Annotated in this window: 24 protein-coding genes; 15 read left to right on the top strand and 9 right to left on the bottom strand. The window is 44.9% G+C overall.

Annotation, left to right across the window (positions count from 1 at the left end; translation table 11 throughout):
* The 3 genes from K1X84_13870 to katG form a co-directional block, all read right to left on the bottom strand.
* Positions 1–436: hypothetical protein (locus K1X84_13870; GenBank protein ID MBX7152713.1), on the bottom strand; the 436-nt coding region annotated here is incomplete at its 3' end.
* A gap of 161 nt (positions 437–597) precedes the next feature.
* Positions 598–1,485, bottom strand: coding sequence for a restriction endonuclease (locus K1X84_13865; protein ID MBX7152712.1), 888 nt, complete (start codon positions 1,483–1,485; stop codon positions 598–600).
* A 257-nt stretch (positions 1,486–1,742) separates the two neighbouring features.
* On the bottom strand, positions 1,743–3,911 hold the full coding sequence (gene katG, locus K1X84_13860; GenBank protein MBX7152711.1) for a catalase/peroxidase HPI: 2,169 nt from the start codon (positions 3,909–3,911) through the stop codon (positions 1,743–1,745).
* A 232-nt stretch (positions 3,912–4,143) separates the two neighbouring features.
* On the opposite strand from katG, the gene K1X84_13855 reads away from it, so the two are divergent.
* Positions 4,144–5,079 (top strand): LysR family transcriptional regulator, encoded by a 936-nt coding sequence (locus K1X84_13855; GenBank protein MBX7152710.1) that lies wholly within the window; start codon positions 4,144–4,146, stop codon positions 5,077–5,079.
* Between the two features lie 44 nt (positions 5,080–5,123).
* On the opposite strand, the gene K1X84_13850 is transcribed toward K1X84_13855, so the two are convergent.
* From K1X84_13850 to K1X84_13830, 5 genes are all read right to left on the bottom strand, one after another.
* Positions 5,124–5,660 (bottom strand): DUF1697 domain-containing protein, encoded by a 537-nt coding sequence (locus tag K1X84_13850; GenBank protein MBX7152709.1) that lies wholly within the window; start codon positions 5,658–5,660, stop codon positions 5,124–5,126.
* Positions 5,661–5,760: 100 nt separating this feature from the next.
* The gene (locus tag K1X84_13845; protein ID MBX7152708.1) at positions 5,761–6,600 is read right to left on the bottom strand and encodes an isocitrate lyase/phosphoenolpyruvate mutase family protein; all 840 of its coding nucleotides are present in this window, start codon (positions 6,598–6,600) and stop codon (positions 5,761–5,763) included.
* Between the two features lie 12 nt (positions 6,601–6,612).
* Entirely contained in the window at positions 6,613–7,260 is a 648-nt protein-coding gene (locus K1X84_13840) for a class I SAM-dependent methyltransferase (protein ID MBX7152707.1), read from the bottom strand.
* A gap of 65 nt (positions 7,261–7,325) precedes the next feature.
* Complete coding sequence (locus K1X84_13835; GenBank protein ID MBX7152706.1) at positions 7,326–7,811, bottom strand: MarR family transcriptional regulator; 486 nt, start codon at positions 7,809–7,811, stop codon at positions 7,326–7,328.
* Between the two features lie 56 nt (positions 7,812–7,867).
* A complete protein-coding gene (locus K1X84_13830; protein MBX7152705.1) occupies positions 7,868–8,788 on the bottom strand; it encodes a MarR family winged helix-turn-helix transcriptional regulator in 921 nt (306 codons plus the stop codon).
* 194 nt (positions 8,789–8,982) lie between these two features.
* Between K1X84_13830 and K1X84_13825 the strand changes: the two genes are divergently transcribed.
* Both K1X84_13825 and K1X84_13820 read left to right on the top strand, forming a co-directional pair.
* Complete coding sequence (locus K1X84_13825; GenBank protein MBX7152704.1) at positions 8,983–10,605, top strand: methyl-accepting chemotaxis protein; 1,623 nt, start codon at positions 8,983–8,985, stop codon at positions 10,603–10,605.
* A gap of 17 nt (positions 10,606–10,622) precedes the next feature.
* Positions 10,623–11,186, top strand: a complete 564-nt coding sequence (locus K1X84_13820) for a lysophospholipid acyltransferase family protein (protein ID MBX7152703.1) — start codon at positions 10,623–10,625, stop codon at positions 11,184–11,186.
* A gap of 3 nt (positions 11,187–11,189) precedes the next feature.
* On the opposite strand, the gene K1X84_13815 is transcribed toward K1X84_13820, so the two are convergent.
* Positions 11,190–13,052 carry an ABC-F family ATP-binding cassette domain-containing protein gene (locus K1X84_13815; protein MBX7152702.1) on the bottom strand — a complete coding sequence of 621 codons (1,863 nt, stop codon included), beginning with the start codon at positions 13,050–13,052 and terminating at the stop codon, positions 11,190–11,192.
* A gap of 144 nt (positions 13,053–13,196) precedes the next feature.
* Between K1X84_13815 and K1X84_13810 the strand changes: the two genes are divergently transcribed.
* From K1X84_13810 to K1X84_13755, 12 genes are all read left to right on the top strand, one after another.
* The gene (locus K1X84_13810; protein ID MBX7152701.1) at positions 13,197–13,688 is read left to right on the top strand and encodes a VOC family protein; all 492 of its coding nucleotides are present in this window, start codon (positions 13,197–13,199) and stop codon (positions 13,686–13,688) included.
* A gap of 103 nt (positions 13,689–13,791) precedes the next feature.
* Positions 13,792–14,133, top strand: a complete 342-nt coding sequence (locus K1X84_13805; GenBank protein MBX7152700.1) for a metalloregulator ArsR/SmtB family transcription factor — start codon at positions 13,792–13,794, stop codon at positions 14,131–14,133.
* On the top strand, positions 14,105–14,614 hold the full coding sequence (locus K1X84_13800) for an SRPBCC domain-containing protein (GenBank protein ID MBX7152699.1): 510 nt from the start codon (positions 14,105–14,107) through the stop codon (positions 14,612–14,614). The genes K1X84_13805 and K1X84_13800 overlap by 29 nt, the downstream gene beginning before the upstream one ends.
* Before the next feature lie 26 nt (positions 14,615–14,640).
* On the top strand, positions 14,641–15,114 hold the full coding sequence (locus tag K1X84_13795; protein ID MBX7152698.1) for an SRPBCC domain-containing protein: 474 nt from the start codon (positions 14,641–14,643) through the stop codon (positions 15,112–15,114).
* A gap of 44 nt (positions 15,115–15,158) precedes the next feature.
* Positions 15,159–15,533, top strand: coding sequence for a hypothetical protein (locus tag K1X84_13790; GenBank protein ID MBX7152697.1), 375 nt, complete (start codon positions 15,159–15,161; stop codon positions 15,531–15,533).
* Positions 15,534–15,556: 23 nt separating this feature from the next.
* Positions 15,557–16,327 (top strand): DNA alkylation repair protein, encoded by a 771-nt coding sequence (locus K1X84_13785; GenBank protein ID MBX7152696.1) that lies wholly within the window; start codon positions 15,557–15,559, stop codon positions 16,325–16,327.
* A complete protein-coding gene (locus K1X84_13780; protein ID MBX7152695.1) occupies positions 16,324–16,815 on the top strand; it encodes an SRPBCC family protein in 492 nt (163 codons plus the stop codon). The genes K1X84_13785 and K1X84_13780 overlap by 4 nt, the downstream gene beginning before the upstream one ends.
* Before the next feature lie 30 nt (positions 16,816–16,845).
* Positions 16,846–17,217 (top strand): DUF1801 domain-containing protein, encoded by a 372-nt coding sequence (locus K1X84_13775; GenBank protein ID MBX7152694.1) that lies wholly within the window; start codon positions 16,846–16,848, stop codon positions 17,215–17,217.
* Between the two features lie 49 nt (positions 17,218–17,266).
* Entirely contained in the window at positions 17,267–17,659 is a 393-nt protein-coding gene (locus K1X84_13770; protein ID MBX7152693.1) for a DoxX family protein, read from the top strand.
* 11 nt (positions 17,660–17,670) lie between these two features.
* On the top strand, positions 17,671–18,114 hold the full coding sequence (locus K1X84_13765) for an SRPBCC family protein (GenBank protein MBX7152692.1): 444 nt from the start codon (positions 17,671–17,673) through the stop codon (positions 18,112–18,114).
* Positions 18,115–18,171: 57 nt separating this feature from the next.
* Positions 18,172–18,645 (top strand): SRPBCC family protein, encoded by a 474-nt coding sequence (locus K1X84_13760; protein MBX7152691.1) that lies wholly within the window; start codon positions 18,172–18,174, stop codon positions 18,643–18,645.
* Positions 18,646–18,657: 12 nt separating this feature from the next.
* Positions 18,658–20,094: an MATE family efflux transporter gene (locus K1X84_13755; protein MBX7152690.1), complete on the top strand. Its 1,437-nt coding sequence runs from the start codon at positions 18,658–18,660 to the stop codon at positions 20,092–20,094.
* Positions 20,095–20,283: the final 189 nt, after the last annotated feature.

Below are 20,283 nucleotides of genomic sequence, written 5' to 3'. Positions count from 1 at the left end.
ACCGATTCCGGAAAAACCACGCCGTCGAAACCAGAATTAAAAAAACAACAAGGGAGCCGATATTCAGCAACAGGAATCCTCCGGCGTCCGGAAATTCTACCCCGGGAATCCCGCGGTGATCGAGGCGGGCAGCCGCCAATGAAACCATTGCCCCCAATGCGAGCATGAGCGCGGCGAGAAACATCCCGATCGTTCCCAACTTCCGATGCCGATCGAGTTGGCCTTTCAGCGCCAGAACGGCTTGGGCGACGAAAAGCAACAACCAACCACTGAAAGCCAGCGCGTGGAAATGGAAGACAGCCGGCAGCCCGGCTTCAGGAGTGAATCCCTTGGCCGGGTACGTCTGGGAGAACCCGAGGACGACAAGCACGGCAACAAGGATCGACATGCCGGTAAAAAATCGATGGTCTGTGGGTTGAGTCTGAAAACTTTGCATAACGTTTCTAACTTCAAATTATCTGTCCCTAAATCTATCTAACGCGTGTAGTAAAAACAAACAGATTCTTTGGGTTGCAATAGTTATAACAATACGGCAAGGCCGAGAGCCAAGTAGTTTCAAAATTAAAGCATGGCTAATTCAAGCTATAGATACCAAAATTAGTATATGTTGTTACTTGTAATAGTATCTTCATAGAGTAAATCTTCAATATTACTTGGTGGCGCATAAATCCCTTTTTCTGCCATAAGATAACGACGGCATAAAGATACAATCTTTTTTTTCGTTCCAAGTTTTACTATATTAGTTTCTATAACTGAAAGTTCAGAAAAAACTTTATTCTTAAATCCATACGTTGATAAAAATAAACCCCCATCGCAATCTTCACTTACTAAAATTTCATAAAAATGTTTAATAGCTGTGTAGCCAACTTTTTGACCTGAACGCCAATGTTTAATTTCAACAAAATACTTTTTTGAATCTTTCGAGATTGAGCAGGATACAATAATATCTTTACCTCCATCCTTACTACCGGGTGTTAATTCCGCATCAAAACCTAATCCGGAAAAGACTTGATGCAAGCTTCTTTCTAAATCTCGCCACTCTAATTTTTCCAGTGCGTGAGGATCTCTTGCTATGATTTCTACAATCTTTTTACTCACACTGGTTATAAGAAATTTAATTTCGTTTTTTTGTTCATCGTTATCGTCATCCATTTGGCCTTCAAATTCTCTAATCCTTTTTATTGCTGTATCAGCATCCATTGGTTCAGTAACGACTTTGAAACCAAGTTTCTTTGGATCTTTCGATGTTTCGATCAGACAGAGTGGTGGATCTGTTTGTAATTCACGAACATTGACATTTTCAGATTGATCTCCAAGTTCAACGACACACCTTGCTTGGAGTTCATCTTTTGAAATATGAAGTGGGCGTTCTATTAAATAGTAGTAATATTTTAATCCTTTTAGATCTCTTCCCGGCTTATGACTATAAGTACCATTTTTAGTCTCTTTTAGTACTTCTTCGACGGTAGGAGATTGCCATATCATAAGTTTTTCCAACTTATTGGTGTAATATTCTGGGGGGTATTAGTTTCTTATAACCCAAACTTAAACTATGTACCTCTAATCTATCCATTGCATATCGTGAAAACAAATAGATTCTTCGGATAAATGGTCGTCGATGTTGAAAATGATTAAATGAGCATTTCAGACTGTTGATCGACTCCCTCAATCTACAAAAAAAATACCCAATGAGCAAAGCCCATTGGGTATTTGTGTTTTAAGAAAGATCGATCGTTAATTCATCAGGCAAGATCGAAGCGATCGGCGTTCATCACTTTATTCCATGCCGCTACGAAGTCCTGAATGAATTTAGTTTGCGAATCGTCTTGTGCGTAAACTTCAGCAAGCGCACGCAGTTGTGAATTCGAACCGAAAACCAAATCGACTCGTGTGCCCGTCCATTTGAGTTCGCCCGAAGTGCGATCGCGGCCTTCGAAAACGTTTTTGGATGTTTCTTTCCATGCCGTACGCATGTCAAGCAGATTCACAAAGAAATCGGTAGTGAGTGTTTCGGGACGATTGGTGAAGACGCCGTGTTTGGATTGGCCATAGTTGGCATTCAATACGCGCATGCCGCCGACGAGCGCCGTCATTTCCGGAGCGGTCAGTGTCAGCAATTGCGCCTTATCGACCAAAAGCTCTTCAGCCGAAACGCTGTATTCTTTTTTGAGATAATTGCGGAATCCGTCGGCTGCCGGTTCGAGTACAGCAAACGACGCTACGTCGGTTTGTTCCTGCTTTGCATCCGTGCGTCCCGGCGTGAAATCAACCGTCACGTCATGACCGGCATTTTTTGCGGCTTGTTCAATAGCAGCATTTCCGCCGAGGACGATCAAATCGGCGAGCGAAATTTTCTTTTTGCCGCCGGTCTTATTAAATTCTTTTTGAATCTTTTCCAGTTTCTGCAACACCGTTTTCAATTGTTCAGTCTGGTTGACTTCCCAGTCTTTCTGCGGTGCCAGACGGATACGCGCACCGTTTGCGCCGCCGCGTTTATCCGAACCGCGGAACGTGGACGCTGACGCCCAGGCCGTATAAACTAATTGCGAAATCGAAAGACCCGAAGCCAGGATTTTTTTCTTGAGAGCCGCAATATCTTTTTCGCTGACTAGTTTATGATCGACGGCCGGAACAGGATCTTGCCAGATCAATTCTTCTTTGGGCACTTCTGCACCGAGATAACGCGAGCGCGGCCCCATGTCGCGGTGAGTCAATTTGAACCATGCACGGGCGAACGCGTCGGCGAAAGCCTTCGGATCTTTGTGGAACCGGCGCGAGATCGGTTCATAAATCGGATCCATTCGCATCGCCATGTCGGCGGTGGTCATCATAGGACGGTGCTTTTTGGATTGGTCATGAGCGCCAGGAACCATGTCTTTTTCTTTGACGTCCTTAGCGAGCCATTGCCACGCGCCCGCCGGGCTCTTGACCAATTCCCATTCGTAACCAAACAGCATGTCAAAGTAACCGTTGTCCCATTTCGTAGGATTCGGCGTCCACGCGCCTTCGATACCGCTCGTGATGGTGTCGTCGCCTTTGCCGCTTCCATATTTGTTGATCCATCCGAGACCTTGTTCTTCAATCGGCGCAGCTTCCGGTTCACGACCAACGTTGGACTCCAGACTCGCACCGTGCGCTTTACCGAACGTGTGTCCGCCGGCTGTGAGCGCAACCGTTTCTTCGTCATCCATCGCCATCCGCGCGAAAGTTTCGCGAATGTCACGGCCCGATTTGATCGGATCGGGCTGGCCGTTGGGGCCTTGAGGATTGACGTAGATCAATCCCATCTGCACGGCGGCTAGAGGATTTTCGAGTTCGCGTTCACCGGTGTAGCGCTTATCGCCCAGCCACTCGGTTTCCGTTCCCCAATAAATATCTTCTTCAGGTTCCCAGATATCCTCGCGTCCGCCGCCGAAGCCAAAAGTTTTGAAGCCCATCGATTCCAGCGCGCAATTGCCGGCAAGGATCATCAGATCGGCCCAGGAAATTTTATTGCCGTATTTTTTCTTGATCGGCCAAAGCAATCGGCGTGCTTTGTCAAGGTTGGCGTTATCCGGCCAGCTATTCAGCGGCGCGAAACGTTGAGTCCCACTGCCGGCTCCACCTCGACCGTCACCGGTACGATAAGTACCGGCACTGTGCCAAGCCATACGGATGAAAAGCCCGCCGTAGTGACCGTAATCGGCCGGCCACCAATCCTGTGAATCGGTCATCAACGCGTACAGGTCTTTTTTAATAGCCTGCAGGTTGAGCTTTTTGAATTCTTTTGCATAGTTAAACTTCTTGCCCATCGGATTGGACAAAGAAGAATTTTGGTGAAGAATTTTGAGATTTAATTGGTTCGGCCACCAATCGCGGTTCGATGTGCCGCCGCTGGCCGAATGAATTGGGCACTTACTTTCATTACTCATGAGGATCCTCCCGTAGCCTAGTGTTAGAATGGGTTTAAATATACTGTATTGAACGATTCGTTCGAGAATACATTCGTGGTTGAGAAGCACTTTATCGGCTCATATGTCGATAAAATGTTCATTGTCACGTACAAAAATAGCCAAATAAATTTTAGTATGATTGCAAAAAACGTTTGATAAATCAAAACGATCTTTTCTATATTCTGATAGATTTTATCTATTGGAGAAGTTCATGACTTTGCAGCAATTGGAATATGTCGTGGCGGTGGATTCCTGCCGGCACTTTGCAAAAGCCGCCGAAGCCTGTTTTGTGTCTCAGCCAACGTTGAGTATGATGATCCAGAAACTGGAAGAAGAACTGGGCGTCAAGTTATTCGATCGCGGACGACAACCCGTTGTGCCGACGGAAATCGGTGAAGCTGTGGTGAGTCATGCCCGTAAAGTTTTACAGGAAATGCACCGTATTCCTGAAGTGGTTGCAGGATTTAAAAGCACGGTCAGCGGTGTGCTGCGCGTAGGTATTATTCCTACTCTTGCACCGTATCTTATACCGCTTTTTTTAGAATTTTTTCTCAAACGTTATCCTGCAGTGAAATTGGTCATCACGGAAATGATCACTCCGCAGGTTACGGAAAAACTGAAGCAGGATAAGCTGGATGCAGGGTTATTGGTCACGCCGTTGCTGGATGAAGCGATTACCGAACGTCCGCTTTTTTACGAACGTTTGTGGGTGTATACATCGGCATCGGAAAAAGTATACAAGAAAAAATATGTATTGGCCTCGGATATTGATCCCAACCATCTTTGGTTGCTCGAAGAAGGACATTGTTTGCGTTCGCAGATTATGAATTTGTGTGAACTAAAACGCTCATCGCGGTTGGAACAACAATTGGATTATGAAGCTGGCGGATTAGAAACGTTGATGAGGATGGTTGAAACCAATAACGGGCTAACCGTTCTGCCAGAATTGGCTACGCTGAAATTCACAAGCACCCAAAAGAAAAGATTACGTCCATTTAAAGAACCCGTGCCGGTGCGGGAAGTCAGTTTGGTTACTCATAGGGATTTTGTAAAATCGCGACTAGTTGAAGCGCTCAAAGATTCCATTACGATGCATCTTCCTCTTTCATTATTGGAAAACCGGCGGGTTCGTACGATTAAAATTTAATAAATGAAATAATCTCCGGAAGTGTTTTGGATCATCTCCGGCGTTCAATCAGAAGCTGTTTCGTTATTCAGCACTTTTACAATCGAAGTGATCGTGTTCCAATTGCGCGTTGTGACCGATACGCCGTACACATGATCTAATTCGCCGAGATAGCCAATCACTTTCATGTGCCGCCGGTACATACCGAATACAAATTTGTTTTTTCTTCCGAGAATTTTAAGGAGCCATCGGCCTGAAGTAGGAAAGTGCATGGGCAATACGGGTGTCAGACGGGGATTTTTTGACAAAATGCTCACAAAACGTACGACGTCCGGCCGTTCGGGGTATCGTGAAAAGATCTTGTCGGACATCAACTTAACAATTTCTTTTCCTTCGCAAATTATAATCGTAGCACTGAAAGGGAGAATGCGTGACAATTCAGCCTGTAGTTGAGTACGGCTGATTGGTTTTCGGATCACGAAAGTGCCTGCCGTACCGATATTAATAACGTCGAGATGCTTCAATTGTTCGGCTAATTTAGTGGGACGGAAAGTTCTATGGCCGCCAACGTTCACACCTCTTAGAAGTACCACTTGTGCCACACGTCACTCCTTGAAGAGAATTGCTAACTCTGAATTATGTGGTTAAATTAACAGAATTTACTCAATAAAACAAAACAGGAACGATTAAATCTTTAATGATTTATCGATTAAACCATTCATTGACTTCCGAATACGAAATAGTTGATGCGGACATAAGTTTATAAGTTCCATCAGTTACCCATTCTTGAGCCATTTTTCGTAAAGCGCTTAGCAACGCTCGCATCGGTCGCGGGCCAACGCTGACACGAGCGACGCCAATATTCTGAAGTTCCAAAATCGACGGAGTGGCAATCCCTGCAAGAATATTCAGAGGTGCGTTAATTTCTTTGACCAGGATTGAAATAGCTTTTCGATCGAGCAAGCCGACGTCGGGAACGAATACACCATCCGCTCCGGCTTCTTTGTACGCATTACCACGCTCAATGGATTGTCGTAAACATTCAGTTGGATCATCGACTATCATATAACTGTCCGTTCTCGCATTAATAAACAAATGAACGCCGGTTGTAATCGCCATCTCTCGAATTGCTTTGATTTTTTCCTGATGTAATATTGTATCAAACATTGATCCGTTAAAGCTGTCTTCGAGGTTAATTCCGATGGCGCCGACATTCATGGCTTCGCGCACCGACGCAACTATACCTTCGACAGAGTCTGCATAACCAGCTTCCAAATCAACGGTCACAGGCAGACAGGTGCTCTGAATGATACGTCGAGCAACGCTTATATTTTCGTGTAAACTCATGCGTTGACCATCGGCATACCCCAACGAGGCAGCAATACCGGCGCTCGTAGTGCCAATGGCTTTGAACCCTTCAAGTTCAAAAACTTTTGAACTGGCAACATCCCATGCATTGGGAAGGAACAGAATCGAAGGAGCGCGGTGAAGCGCCAAAAATTCGTCAGCCAGAATTTTCTGACGATCGATATTCATGGACATAGTGATCTCGCCTTATTTTTTTGTTCCTGTAGCAACAAAAATACTGATTTCAACTTTTTTACCTGAATCTTCGGAAGTTGGACAGCAATTTTCGTTGGTGCAATCGACCTTTACATCGCTCAATCCGGCGTTCTTAAACCACGATTGAATATCGCTGCGTTTGAATCCAAGCCAGCGGTCATGCTGCTCCGTTCGGAGGAATTCATAAGTATGTTCATCAGCGTCGGTGATCACTAGCTTTCCGCCCGGCTTTAAAATTCTAACCATTTCTTTGATCGCATCGGGCGGTGTTTCGACATGGTGCAAATACATATTCGCAAAAACGTAATCGACCGATTGAGAATCGATCGGAAGCGAAGCCGATTCGCCGATTCGAAGTTCGACGTTTGGGTTATGGCCGAATCTTTTTTCCATTTCCTCAATCATTCCCGGTGATTGATCGACTGCAATGACGTGCAAATGTCTTTGTAAGAGTCCTTCAGTGATAAAACCGGTGCCCGCGCCGATGTCGGCTGCCAGATGTCCCGGTTGAACATCTGCAGCTTTAATGGCGGCCTCGCGAACGCCATCAGAAAATAATGTCAAACGAACGTCATTCCAACGATTGGCAACTTCATCAAAGTATTTTTTGCTGGCTGAAACATCTTTTTGGGTTTCCATGATAAACTCCTTCTATTAATTTAATATTTGTATACTACAAGTATTTTGGTAAAAAATTTTTTAGATCAATTGTCTTTGGTTTTTTTCTGCAGTTGCCAATTGCCGAAAGCAGCATTGAGCTTTCGAAGGAAATCGATTAACATCTCCCGGCTTTCTTCTGGAAAACTTTCGAGAATGGTTTTCTCAGCTTTCAAAACTCCTTCCCAATGTTTTTCAAATAGGGTTTGGCCTCGTTCAGTCATGGCAATGACGCGTACGCGGTTATCGTTTGGGTCAACGATCCGATCTACTAATTTCTGTACGACTAAAGGCTCAACGGCACGAGTAACGGTGCTGATCGACAGATGCATTTTATCGGCTAGTTGCTGCATCTCAAGAGCTCCATGCTGGTTGAGTGTTTCCAAGATATAACATTGACTGACCGTCAAACCGTGTCCGACCATCTCATTGCGGTCGCGAAACTGATATTTTTTGATCAGTTCGACAATTTCACGATGAAATTGCTGGACCAGATCCTTGTCAGTTTTGATATGAACTGATTTGGGCTTCATAATATTTGTATTATACAAGTATTTTACGGTGAGGTCAATAGAAAAGTTACAGAGCGTTACAAATTCCGTATATACCAAGCATCGCATTTAAAATGGCCGGTAGAACCCATAGGTGACTGGAGAGGTTCAAAACCGAATTTTTGGTACAGACGGTTGGCTTCCGTCATGCGGTTCAGCGTTTCAAGATAGCATTGTTTGTATCCCAGTTCTTTAGCCGTTTTGAGACACAAGCGTAAGAGTTTTTTGCCAAGACCCAACCCCCGCAACTCCGGCATGAAGTACATTTTTTTTAACTCACAGATATTTTTTGCTCCTCCGACTAACGGTGCGATGCCGCCGCCGCCGGTGATCAGTTCATGGCGGGTTATGACAAAATAAGCTGATTGTTTATTGGCAAACGATTCATACATCCGGTCGACTTCTTTGTCCTGGATCGAATATCCTTTACCGACAGCTCCGTATTCGGTCATGACTTGGCGAATGATTTTGGCCATAAATGGATTGTCGTCGCGGAGAATAGGTCGAATGATGTACATTTCACTGTGACGGCGCTGCCAAAGCGCTTTCGCATACAACTGCAGACCTTTCACAACAATTTCGAGTTCGGTTTCATCCATCAATTCGCAAGCATCCGCTACTTGAGTATCAGCCATGCGGTCAATGTGCTGGATTTTTTTCATACCCGACGGAGTTATTTTCAAATTCTTTTGACGCGCATCATGGCTGGCTTTGTTAATTGTGATCAGTTTTTGATTTTGAAGATTTTGAACAATTCGGCTGATGGTAGATTTATCCATGTTGAGCCGGTCCGAGAGTTCGCCGGCCGTTATAACCGAATGAAGGCGAACTTCAATGAGGACGTGAATTTCTGAGTGAGTGAGTCCGGTATCGCGAAATGTCACGCCCAACATATTGAGTTCGCGTACCATTTGCCTTGAATGTTCACGGATGGATTGAACGATTTCTAATAGTTGCATATATTTAGTATTTAGTTGATATATTCAACTAAATATATATTCCAAATAATTGATTGTCAATAAAAAATCCATCGTCAACAATTGATTTTGCAGCCGCTTTTATCTACTTTTGTTTTAATCATATCCTATTTTCTAAAGCCGAATTTAATATAGATGTGGGCTTATGGTAAACCTTTCCCACGCATGGAGGCATCATGTTCGTTCTCAAAATTTCACATAAACTGTTTTTAAGCTTTGGAGTATTATTATTGTTCATGATCTGTACATCCATAGCCGCATTGTACGGCTTGAATTTGCTTTTTAAAGAAGCCGAAGATACGATTCATGATATTCCGATGCATACGGCTTTTCTTGAAATTGAATCAACGACTTCCAAAGGGCATTTATATTATGAAGAGATGGAAATGGGTGTTCCAGGACGTGCGATCGAAGACGTGTATGCGTATTGGGATGAAGGCATTGAATTTTGTAATTTGTTGCTTGACGGCGGCGAATGGAAAGGCGTACGGTATCCCCAGGTAGTCGATACAATGCTCCGGCATCAGGTTGACCTCGTGAAAGAGTCTTTGTCAGGCCTGATGGAAAAGGGATTAGAGCGTCATGAAAATCCGGGAACTATCGGCGGTGAAACGTATACGGCTTTCAAAGACGCATATGCCCAGGTTTTGACCGAGTGTGAAAAGGCGAAAGCCCATGCCCTGAAGCGATCCGGTACGAGCCTGAGCACGATGGAAACAACATTTTCGCGTAGCGGAACGGCCGTCATTGTCGCGTCATTTTTATTATGCTCAATAGGCGCATTGATGAGCATATATATTTCACGACTTTTGGTAAAACCAATTAAAGAGGTTACCGATCTGATGGATAATGCCAATCTTAATTCATTATTTCATTCAGATCGGAAAGATGAGATTGGCTTATTGATGCAGGCATTTGATAAATTTGTTACATCAATTCGTGAAACACTGTCGGAAGTTTCCAACGCAGCGTTATCTGTTGATGAAGCCGGCAAAGAAATTTTAAGCGGAGCGACCATGATGAGCCGGCATACGCAAAAACAAAATATCCAGACCTCGGCCGTTTCCGAATCGTCGGAAGAGATGGTAAAGTCCATCCAGGATTCCGCGCATCACTTGGTTCAAACCAAAGATATGACATCGGAAGCGCATCAACATGCCAGCGTAGGCGCACACGATATGGACGAAACAGTGGAACGCATGAAAACCTTGATCGATAAAGTTTTAAAAGCGTCGCAGGAAATCCGTGAACTCAGCGATGAAAGCGTGCGCGTCAGTAAAGTCGCCACCATCATTGCGGATGTTACCAAACAGATCCGGCTCGTTTCGCTCAATGCGTCCATCGAAGCGACCAAAGCCGGTGAAATGGGGAAAGGTTTTGCCGTCGTTGCGGAAGAGATTAAGCAACTCGCTTTGCGTACGGAAGATTCGACACAGGAAATCGGCTCAATCATACGCTCCGTACAATCCCGGATCAGAGAAACAGATGCGCTGATGCAGGTCGGTAAAGATGAAGCTGACCGAAGCGTGCAAATTACCCGGCAAACGCATGACATGCTCAAACAATTGACTGATATTTTTCAACAAGTATTATCGATGGTCAATCACGTTGCGGATGCTGGCCAAATACAATCGCAGACGAGCAGACATATGCTCGATAACGTACGTGAAATTGACGGCGCCGCCCAAGAAATAAATTCGGGTATACAACACATCACGCACTCCGTCGAAAACCTAAATCAGCTTACAGGACGATTGCAGGAAAGTATTCATCGATTCCGATTAACCGGCGAAAATTAATCATACCGAAAGGGAACATGGTCGCAAAACTTTTTCAGTGGTATTTCAAAATGAAAGGCTGGAAAATTGAAGGAGAAATTCCATCCGATGTAAAAAAATGTGTTATCATAGGAGCGCCTCACACAAGCAATTGGGATTTTGTATACGGAATCGGCGCTTTAGAGTGTTTTAAAATGAAAGTTCAGTTCCTCGCCAAAAAAGAATTATTTAAATTCCCTCTGAAAAATATGTTTTTGAAATTAGGAGGCATCCCCGTCGACCGCACTAAAAATCAAAGCTTAGTCGATGCGATGATCGATGTTTTTAATCGCCATCCGGAATTGAAAATCATCATTCCTACGGAAGGGACCCGAAAACGCGTTGAGAAATGGAAGTCAGGATTTTATCATCTGGCTTTGGGAGCCAAAATTCCGGTCGCACTGGGTTTTCTGGATTATAAAAGAAAGAAGGCCGGTTTTGGACCTACGGTGATGTTGACGGGAGAGATTGAAAGAGATATGGACGCTATTCGGGCATTCTATCAAAATATCACAGGAAAAATTCCTGAGAATTTCAACGTCGATGCGATACGGATATCGTAACGATTATGTAAACTCCGATAATTCCAGCCAGCGCGTAGATTTTTGGTCCAATAATTCGGTAACAACGTGCAAACGTTCCGACCATCCCTGGAGTGCTTTGTAATCCGAGCTGCCTCGATTCAATTGTAGTTCCAATTCTTTTTTCTCTATCTCTAACGCTTCAATTTCTTTTCCTAATTTTTCAAATTCAATCTTCTCTTTGTAGGACAGCTTTGTTTTAACAGAGGTTTTGGATGAAATAGGTTTTTCACTAGCTATTTTTTCTTCGTCGTCAGCTATTTGTTCACGGTATTCAGTATAGCGTCCGTTAAAATCTTTGATAATGCCGCCGCCTTCAAAAATAAATAAATGATCGACCAGTTTATCCATGAAATACCGGTCGTGTGAAACGACGATCAGGCATCCTTCAAAATTGGATAAAAACTCTTCAAGGATATTCAATGTAAGCAGATCCAAATCATTGGTCGGTTCATCAAGTATCAGGAAGTTCGGATTTTTGACGAGCACTGTCAGCAGGTACAATCGTCTTTTTTCACCGCCACTGAGTTTGGCTACCGATGTGTATTGCATGTCTGGCGAAAATTGAAACAGATTGAGGAATTGCGATGCTGAAACTTTGACGCCATCGGCCAATGGAATGACGTCGGCTATTTCCCGAACGATATCAATCACGCGCTTTTCTTCATTAACGAGCAATCCTCGTTGTGAGTAATATCCGAATACAATGGTTTCACCGATATTGATTTTTCCGGAATCGACAGTCTCTTGCTGCGTCAGCAGATTCAGAAAGGTTGTTTTGCCGACGCCGTTTCCTCCGACGATACCGATCCGCTCGCCTTTTTTGAATGTATAATCAAAACCTTTCAGGATGACAGTTTCGCCATAACTTTTCGTAATTTTCTTGAGTTCAAGAATTTTTCCGCCAATACGATTCATCTTGACGTTGAGCTGAAGTTTTTGTTCCGGCGCATGTCCGGCCGCTTTTTCTTCAAGTTCGTAAAACGCATCTGTGCGCGCTTTGGATTTGGTCGTCCGCGCCTTGGGTTGCCGGCGCATCCACTCCAATTCCCGTCGTAAAATATTGCGCGTGTGATCCAATTCGCGTTCCTCGACGGATTCACGTTCGGATTTTTTTTCAAGGAAGTATGAATAATTTCCGCGATAAGTAAAGAGCGTTCCACGGTCAAGCTCGAAAATTTCATCGCATACGCGATCGAGGAAATACCGGTCATGCGTGACCAGCAAAAGCGTGATCTTCGGGCGTGCAATGTATTGCTCGAGCCATTCAATCATATCCAGATCGAGATGGTTGGTTGGTTCATCTAAAATCAGTAGATCAGGTTCTTCGAGGAGAACGCGCGCCAAAGCAAGGCGCTTACGCTGGCCTCCTGAGAGTGCGGCGACCGGTTGTCCGAGATGAGCAATTCGGAGATGCGTGATGATTTGTTTGATTCGATATTCATAATCCCACGCACGTTCATGTTCCATAGTTTCTATTGCGTTCGACAAGCGCTGGCGGTTCGCTTCAGAAGGGTTTTCTTCCGAAAGTTCCAATGCCCATTCGTATTCTTTGATAGCATCTAAAGCCGGTGTTGATGCAGCAAATAACGTTTCGACGATACTGAAATTTTCATTGAAAGCTGGTTCTTGTTCCAGGTAACCGATGGAAATATTTTTACGGGTGACGATCCTTCCAGTGTCCGGAGAATCTTTACCGGTGAGAATGCGCAATAGCGTGGATTTACCGGCGCCGTTACGCGCGATCAACGCTGCCTTCTGGCTTTCTTCAATTCCAAACGACAAGTCGTGGAAAAGCGTTTTGACGCCAAATGATTTGGATAAAGATTCAACCGAAAGCAGATTCATTTTTTAAACTTTTTTTGAAATCATTTTCTGAACGGTGCAAGTATACTTTGATTCGTCGGCAGAATCAATAAGCAAAAAATCTTCTTGCGAACTCCTTATGGTTTTATCTATTTTCAACAAATGAGAAAATCACAAGGAGATTGCATGCAAAAGATCACACCGCATCTATGGTTCGTTGATCGCGCCGAAGAAGCGATGAATTTTTATGTTTCACTTTTTAAAAACTCCAGAATCCTCAGTATTCACCGGTATCCGGAAGGAATGGATGATCCGCACATGAAAGGAATGGAAGGGAAAGTCATTCACGGTGTTTTTGAATTGAATGGGCAACAATTCATGGCGTTGGATGGCGGACCGATGTTCAAATTCAACGAATCGATTTCAATGTATGTGGATTGTAAAGATCAGGAGGAAGTTGATTATTTCTGGGTAAAACTGACGGCGGACGGCGGGGAGGAAAGTATGTGCGGCTGGCTGAAAGATAAATTCGGTATGTCGTGGCAAATTATTCCGGCTGTGCTGGGCAAGTTGTTAAGCGATCCGGATCCTGTAAAATCGAAACGCGTCATGAAAGCTATGCTGCAAATGAAAAAAATCGATGTCAAAACGCTTCAAAAAGCTTACGATCAAAAATAACTTACCTAAAAAATAAACTTCTAAAAAAATTAAAAAACAACTTGCTTTCTGAACTGTTGTACGTTATAATATGTAACCAATCGGTTACATATTACTTACAATTATGAGACGTGACGTTTTTCAAGCTATTGCCGATCCGAACAGGCGGGCGATATTAAGCCTGCTCGCCACTCAAAATCTGCCGCTCAACGGCGTGGCCGAACATTTTAAAATCAGCCGCCCTGCGGTTTCCAAACATGTGAAGATCCTCACTCAATGCGGATTGATCGAAATCAAGAAGGACGGCCGTGAACGGTATTGCGAGGCGCGATTAGACCGGCTTAATGAAGTTTCCACCTGGGTCGAACAATACCGGAAATTCTGGGAACAGAAGTTGGACGCTTTAGAAAGTTATCTCATCGAATTACAAGCAAAGGATAAAAAACGTGTCAAAAAAAGAAGATGAAGAATTGATCATAACGCGTGAATTCAACGCACCGCGCGAATTGGTCTGGAAAGTTTGGACGGACCAGAACCGGTTGGTTCATTGGTGGGGTCCCAAGAATGTTCCCATTAAAGTTCATCGGTTTGAATTGAATCCCGGTGGAATGTTCCTTTACAGCATGCACTTACCCGACGGACAACAATGGTGGGGAAGATTTGTGTATCAGGAAATCGTTTCCGAAGAAAAAATTATTTTTGTTGTTTCATTCTCCGACCCGCAAGGCGGCATCACACGGAATCCGGTGTGGCCTGATTGGCCGCTAGAAATACACAACACGCTGTTGCTAACAGAAAAAAACGACAAAACCACGCTCACATTGCGCGGTAAACCGATACGCGCTACCGAAAAAGAAATTCAGTGTTTTGCGGCTAACATGAAAAACGTCCAGCAAGGATTCAACGGAACGTTCGATCAACTTGATGAATATTTATTGCATGCTTAAACATATTTTAATATGGAGGAAATGGTATGTCTGATACAAAAGAACTTGTCATTACGCGCATTTTCGATGCGCCGCGCGAATTGGTCTGGAAAGCGTGGACCGATCCCCAACATCTGATGCGCTGGTGGGGACCCAAAAATTTCACATCGCCTCTGTGTAAAATCGATCTTCGTGTGGGAGGCAAATATCTTTTCTGTATGCGATCGGCTGAAGGTCAGGAATTCTGGAGTACCGGGGTTTACAAAGAAATTGTTCCGCCCGAACGCATTGTCTGGACGGATAATTTTGCCGATAAAGACGGCAACATTGTGCCGGCATCGTCCTTGGGTATTCCGGGCGATTGGCCGGATGAGCTTCTGGTCACTCTTACGTTTGAAGATATCGGAGGAAAAACAAAAATGACATTAGTCCACAAAGGCTTGCCTGCCGGCGAAATGATCGATATGACAAGCACAGGATGGAATGAGTCGCTCGATAAGTTAGCCGAAACTTTGAAATAATTTATTACATACCGAATGACGCAGAGCTATTGGAAGGAGGAGACATGCTTAAAAGTATATGGGCTGTTTTCGCAGGTTTTTTGACGGTGGTGATTTTATCAATTGCGACCGATACCATTCTTGAAGCGCTGAATATTTTTCCACCGCTTGGACAAGGTTTGTTTGTCACATGGATGCTGGTTCTGGCCTTCGTCTATCGATGCATTTATACGGTAGCCGGTGGATACGTGACGGCCAGCCTGGCGCCCGGCAAACCGATGAAGCATGTGATGATACTCGGGATCATCGGCACTATTGCCGGATCGGCCGGAGTCGTCGTCGGATGGAATCTTTCACAGCATTGGTATCCGATTGCGTTGGTCGTAACGGCGCTGCCGTGTACCTGGCTGGGCGGGAAACTGAAAACAGGAAATCGTTAAAAAAATCAATCGGTAATATCGTCATGGCAAAAATCACCAAATCAAAATCACCAGCCAAAAGCGCTCATGCCGAATCAACGGCCAACCATTTCATTGAAAAAATAAAAACGTTTCAATCAAAGACTGAACTGAAAAAATACCACCGTTTCTTTGAGTTTGACGAAAAGGACGTCAAAGGCGATCACTTTATCGGCGTGCGTATGGGGCAGGTTTTTGCTCTGGCCAAAGAATATATGGATATGCCGTTGAACGAAATCGAAAAACTCCTTGAAAGCCGGATCCATGAAGTGCGCGTGGGCGCTGTGAGCATCATGGATTTTCAGGCGCGTAACAAAAAAACCACACCGGCGCAATTGAAAGCATTATTCGAACTTTATATACGCCGTCATGATCGGATCGATACGTGGGATTTGGTTGATCGTTCCGCGCAATACGTGGTTGGCAGTTATGTGTACGACAAACCGCGCGATATCTTGTACAAATTAGCCCGGTCGAAAAAAATGTGCGAACGCCGGACAGCCATTGTGAGTACGGCGTATTTCATCAGAAAAAACGATGTGGAAGATGCGTTCAAAATATCCGAGCAATTACTCAATGATAAGGAAGATTTAATTCACAAAGCGACCGGGTGGATGCTGCGATTTGCGGGCGATAAAGACCGCAAAAGGTTACTACAATTTTTAGATCGTTATGCGGCCACGATGCCGCGCACGATGTTACGAAACGCTATCGAGCATTTTGATTCTAAACAGCGCGACCATTATTTGAATCTGCGAAAAGGAGATAAAACATGAGCGCAAAAAATAAAACCGTCGTTACCGCTGAGCCGGGCAAGCAGGAACTTTTTATCACGCGTGAATTCGATGCGCCAAAAGAATTAGTCTTCAAAGCGCTGACCGATCCGAAATTATATGCGCAGTGGCTGGGACCGAAAGATTACACGATGGAACTGGAAAAGTTTGAACCTGTGACCGGCGGCTCGTGGCGTTATATTCATAAGGATACTAAAGGCCATGCGTTTGCGTTTCGCGGCGTCAATCATGAAGTTTCGGCGCCGGACTGGATCATCAGTACGTTCGAATTCGAAGGGCTTCCTGAAAAAGGACACGTTATTCTTGAAACGTTAAAATTAGAAACGCTGCCGGATAAGCGAACAAAACTCAAAGTTCAATCGGTTTTTCAATCGGTTGCGGATCGCGACGGCATGGTGCAAGCCGGAATGGAAAGAGGCGTAACGGATTCATACAATCGTCTGGAAGAACTTTTAGAAACTTTGAAATAAACAATTAACATCAAAAATGCCGAGCGGTTCATGAAATTTATCAAAGCGAAAACGATCGATGAATACCTTGCGTCAGCGCAACCCGATCAGCGAGAGACTCTGGGGCAACTTCGCAAAACGATCCAATCGATAGTTCCGGATGCGGTAGAATGTATCAGTTATGGCATACCGGCCTTCCGAAAGAACGGCCGGTTACTGGTGGCTTTCGGCGCCTTTACGGATCACTGTTCTTTCTTTCCCATGAGCGCTGCAACCATTCGGAAGTTAGCGGTTGATCTGAGAAAGTGTAAAACCTCTAAAGGAACGATCCATTTCTCCAATACAAAACCATTGCCTGTAACGTTAGTCAAAAAAATTCTTAAAGCACGCCTGGCGGAAAACGCCTTAAAGAAAAAGCGTTAATAAATACATTTAATCGAATATCAACAAAACATTCATTTCAGGAGAACTTATGAACAATGAAAAAGTGAAAACGGTCATTTATTGGATTGCGACAGGCTTAACGGTGCTGAATTATGCTTTTGGCGGCGTGATGTATATGTCGGCGAATGAACAAGTGGCGGCGGGTATGGCGCAATTGGGATATCCGCTTTATTTTGCCGTGATGCTCGGCGTGTGGAAATTCCTGGGCGCTATCGCCCTGGCCGTTCCTAAATTTCCGCTCGTAAAAGAATGGGCGTATGCCGGTATGTTTTTTAATCTTACCAGCGCCGCTATTTCAAACGCCGTCGTCGGCAATCCTGCCGGTGATGTGATTGCGCCGCTGATCGGGCTGGTTTTGGTTATTGTTTCGTGGGCATTGCGTCCGGCGAGCAGAAGAATGATCGTTCAAACCGTATCATAAGGATAACAATTATGTCCGATTCAACTACCAATAAAATGATTGTTACAGAACGCCTGATCCATTTCCCGGTGGAAACCGTTTGGAAAGCGTGGTCCGATCCTCAATATCTTGCGCAATGGTGGGGTCCCAAAGATTTTACGAATACGTTTAACGAATTTGATTTCAAACCCGGAGGCCATTGGCGGTTCGTCATGCACGGTCCTAACGGTAGCCATTATCCGAATGAAAGCCAATTCATTGAAATCGTCACGAATCAACGAATTATTTTTCGTCATCAGTGCATTCCTTTTTTTCTTTTTACGGCCACGTTTGAAAAAAAAGACCGTCAAACGCATATCACCTGGCAAATGGAATTTGACACCGTGGAAGAATGTGAGAGGGTTAAAAAATATGCCGGCGATGGTAACGAACAAAATCTCGACAGGCTTGAAAATTTATTAAGAACCATCGGCTAAAAAACAACATTTGAGTTTTTCAACTTTATTAAGTATGAATACACCTGAAACAAAGGAATGAATATGTCGTCATTAAAAAGCGACCGGGCCATTGTGGCCGAACGCGTCTTCAACGCTCCACGCGAATTGGTATTCAAAGTATGGATTGATCCGGAGCACCTTTCGAAATGGTGGGGACCAAACGGTTTTACGACCACGTTTCAATCGATGGATGTGCGTCCCGGTGGGACGTGGATTTTTACTATGCACGGGCCGGACGGCGTCGACTATCCCAATCGTGTCGTATACAGCGAGGTCGTTCCTCCCGAAAAGCTCGTGTACACGCACGATTCCGGAATCGATGATGCGCCGGGGCAATTTCAGGTTACGCTGATTTTTACAGAAGAAAGAAAAAATAAAACGAAATTATCGATTGAAATGGTCTTCAAATCGGCGGCTGAACGCGACGAAGTCGTAGAGAAATACGGCGCGATCGAAGGCATGCATCAAATGCTGGCGCGTTTTGAAGAGTTTATTTCAACGATGGCCTAAAAAGGAGTATGCATGCATTCTGAAAACTTAGAACCGGCGGCCGAAGCTGCGGCGATTACCGGCCGGGGTTCCGTCTGGCAGGAATTGAAAAACGCGATTCGCGGCACGGAAGCCGATTATACGAAGATCGGATTGAAGCGCGCGATCTTTCTTCTCGCCGTTCCGATGATCCTGGAACTGGTCATGGAATCGCTATTTGCCATCGTCGACATTTATTTTGTCGGCAAGTTAGGATCATCGGCGGTGGCCACGGTCGGACTGACGGAAACATTTTTATTTTTGCTTTATTCATTAGCTATGGGATTGGCTACGGCGGTGACGGCTATTATCGCCAGAAGGATCGGCGAGAAAAATACGGATGAGGCCGGAGTCGCGGCCGTTCAATCGGTGTTTCTCGCGATGCTGGCTTCGTTACCTTTTACCATCGCGGGCATATTTTTCTCCAAAGAATTGCTGACGTTGATGGGCGGCGATCCATGGAGCATCGAACACGGTTATAAATATACGCAATGGATGCTCGGTGGTAATACGATCATCGTTTTATTGTTTGTGATCAATGCTATTTTCCGCGGCGCCGGCGATGCGGCGATTGCGATGCGCGTACTGTGGATTGGCAATGCTTTTAACATGGTTCTCGATCCGATTTTGATTTTCGGATGGGGCCCGGTTCCGGCTTTCGGCATCGAAGGCGCGGCTATCGCGACGAATATCGGCCGCGGGATCGGCGTGCTCGTCCAGTTGTGGACGCTGTTTAATGCCGGAAAACACATTCGCGTCAAAACAACGCAACTTTATCTCGATGCGAAAATTATTTTGAACATTGTCAAAACGTCGCTCGGCGGCGTCGGGCAGATGATCGTCGCGATGACGTCGTGGATATTCCTGATGCGGATATTGGCGGGCGTCGGCAGCGAAGCCGTCGCGGGTTCGACGATTGCGCTGCGCATCGTGCTCCTGACGCTGATGCCGGCATGGGGATTATCCAATGCCGCGGCCACATTGGTCGGGCAAAATCTCGGCGCCGGCAATCCCGATCGCGCGGAGTCGGCCGTCTGGAAGATCGGCGTCTATAATATGATTTTTCTTGTCGGCGTTTCGGTCGTGTATTTTACATTCAATCAAACGTTGATGAGTATTTTCACGCAAGACCCCCGCGTGATCGAGATCGGGAAAGAATGGCTGAGGATATTGTCGTACTCGTATCTCGTTTACGGATGGTGGATGGTATCGGTGCAGGCCTTCAACGGCGCCGGCGACACGAAAACACCGACGAAAATCAATTTGGTTTTCTTCTGGCTGATCCAGATTCCACTATCCTATTACCTTGCCATTCGTATGGGCTGGCAACATTCGGGGGTTTTTTGGGGTGTGTTTATTTCGGAAACATCGGTTGGAATTTTTACGCTGTGGCTTTTCACGCGCGGTAGCTGGAAAAAAGTAAAAGTCTGAAGGTTCAAGCTGTGCCGATAGATAGAGCGGAACGCCGTTCCGCTCTACACGATTTATTCATCATCAGGTCCAATGGTGTGACGCATATAATCCCATCATTTTTCCGATTCGATCATTTGTTTTAACTTAGCTTTTCTGCCATCGACGCCTAATTTTAATGCGGCGGCCCACATCTCTTTATAATTATTT

The sequence above is a fragment of the bacterium genome (genome assembly GCA_019695335.1).
In the GTDB taxonomy this organism is placed as follows: Bacteria; CLD3; CLD3; order SB21; family SB21; genus JABWBZ01.
This window is presented reverse-complemented; position numbering and strand designations above follow the sequence as displayed.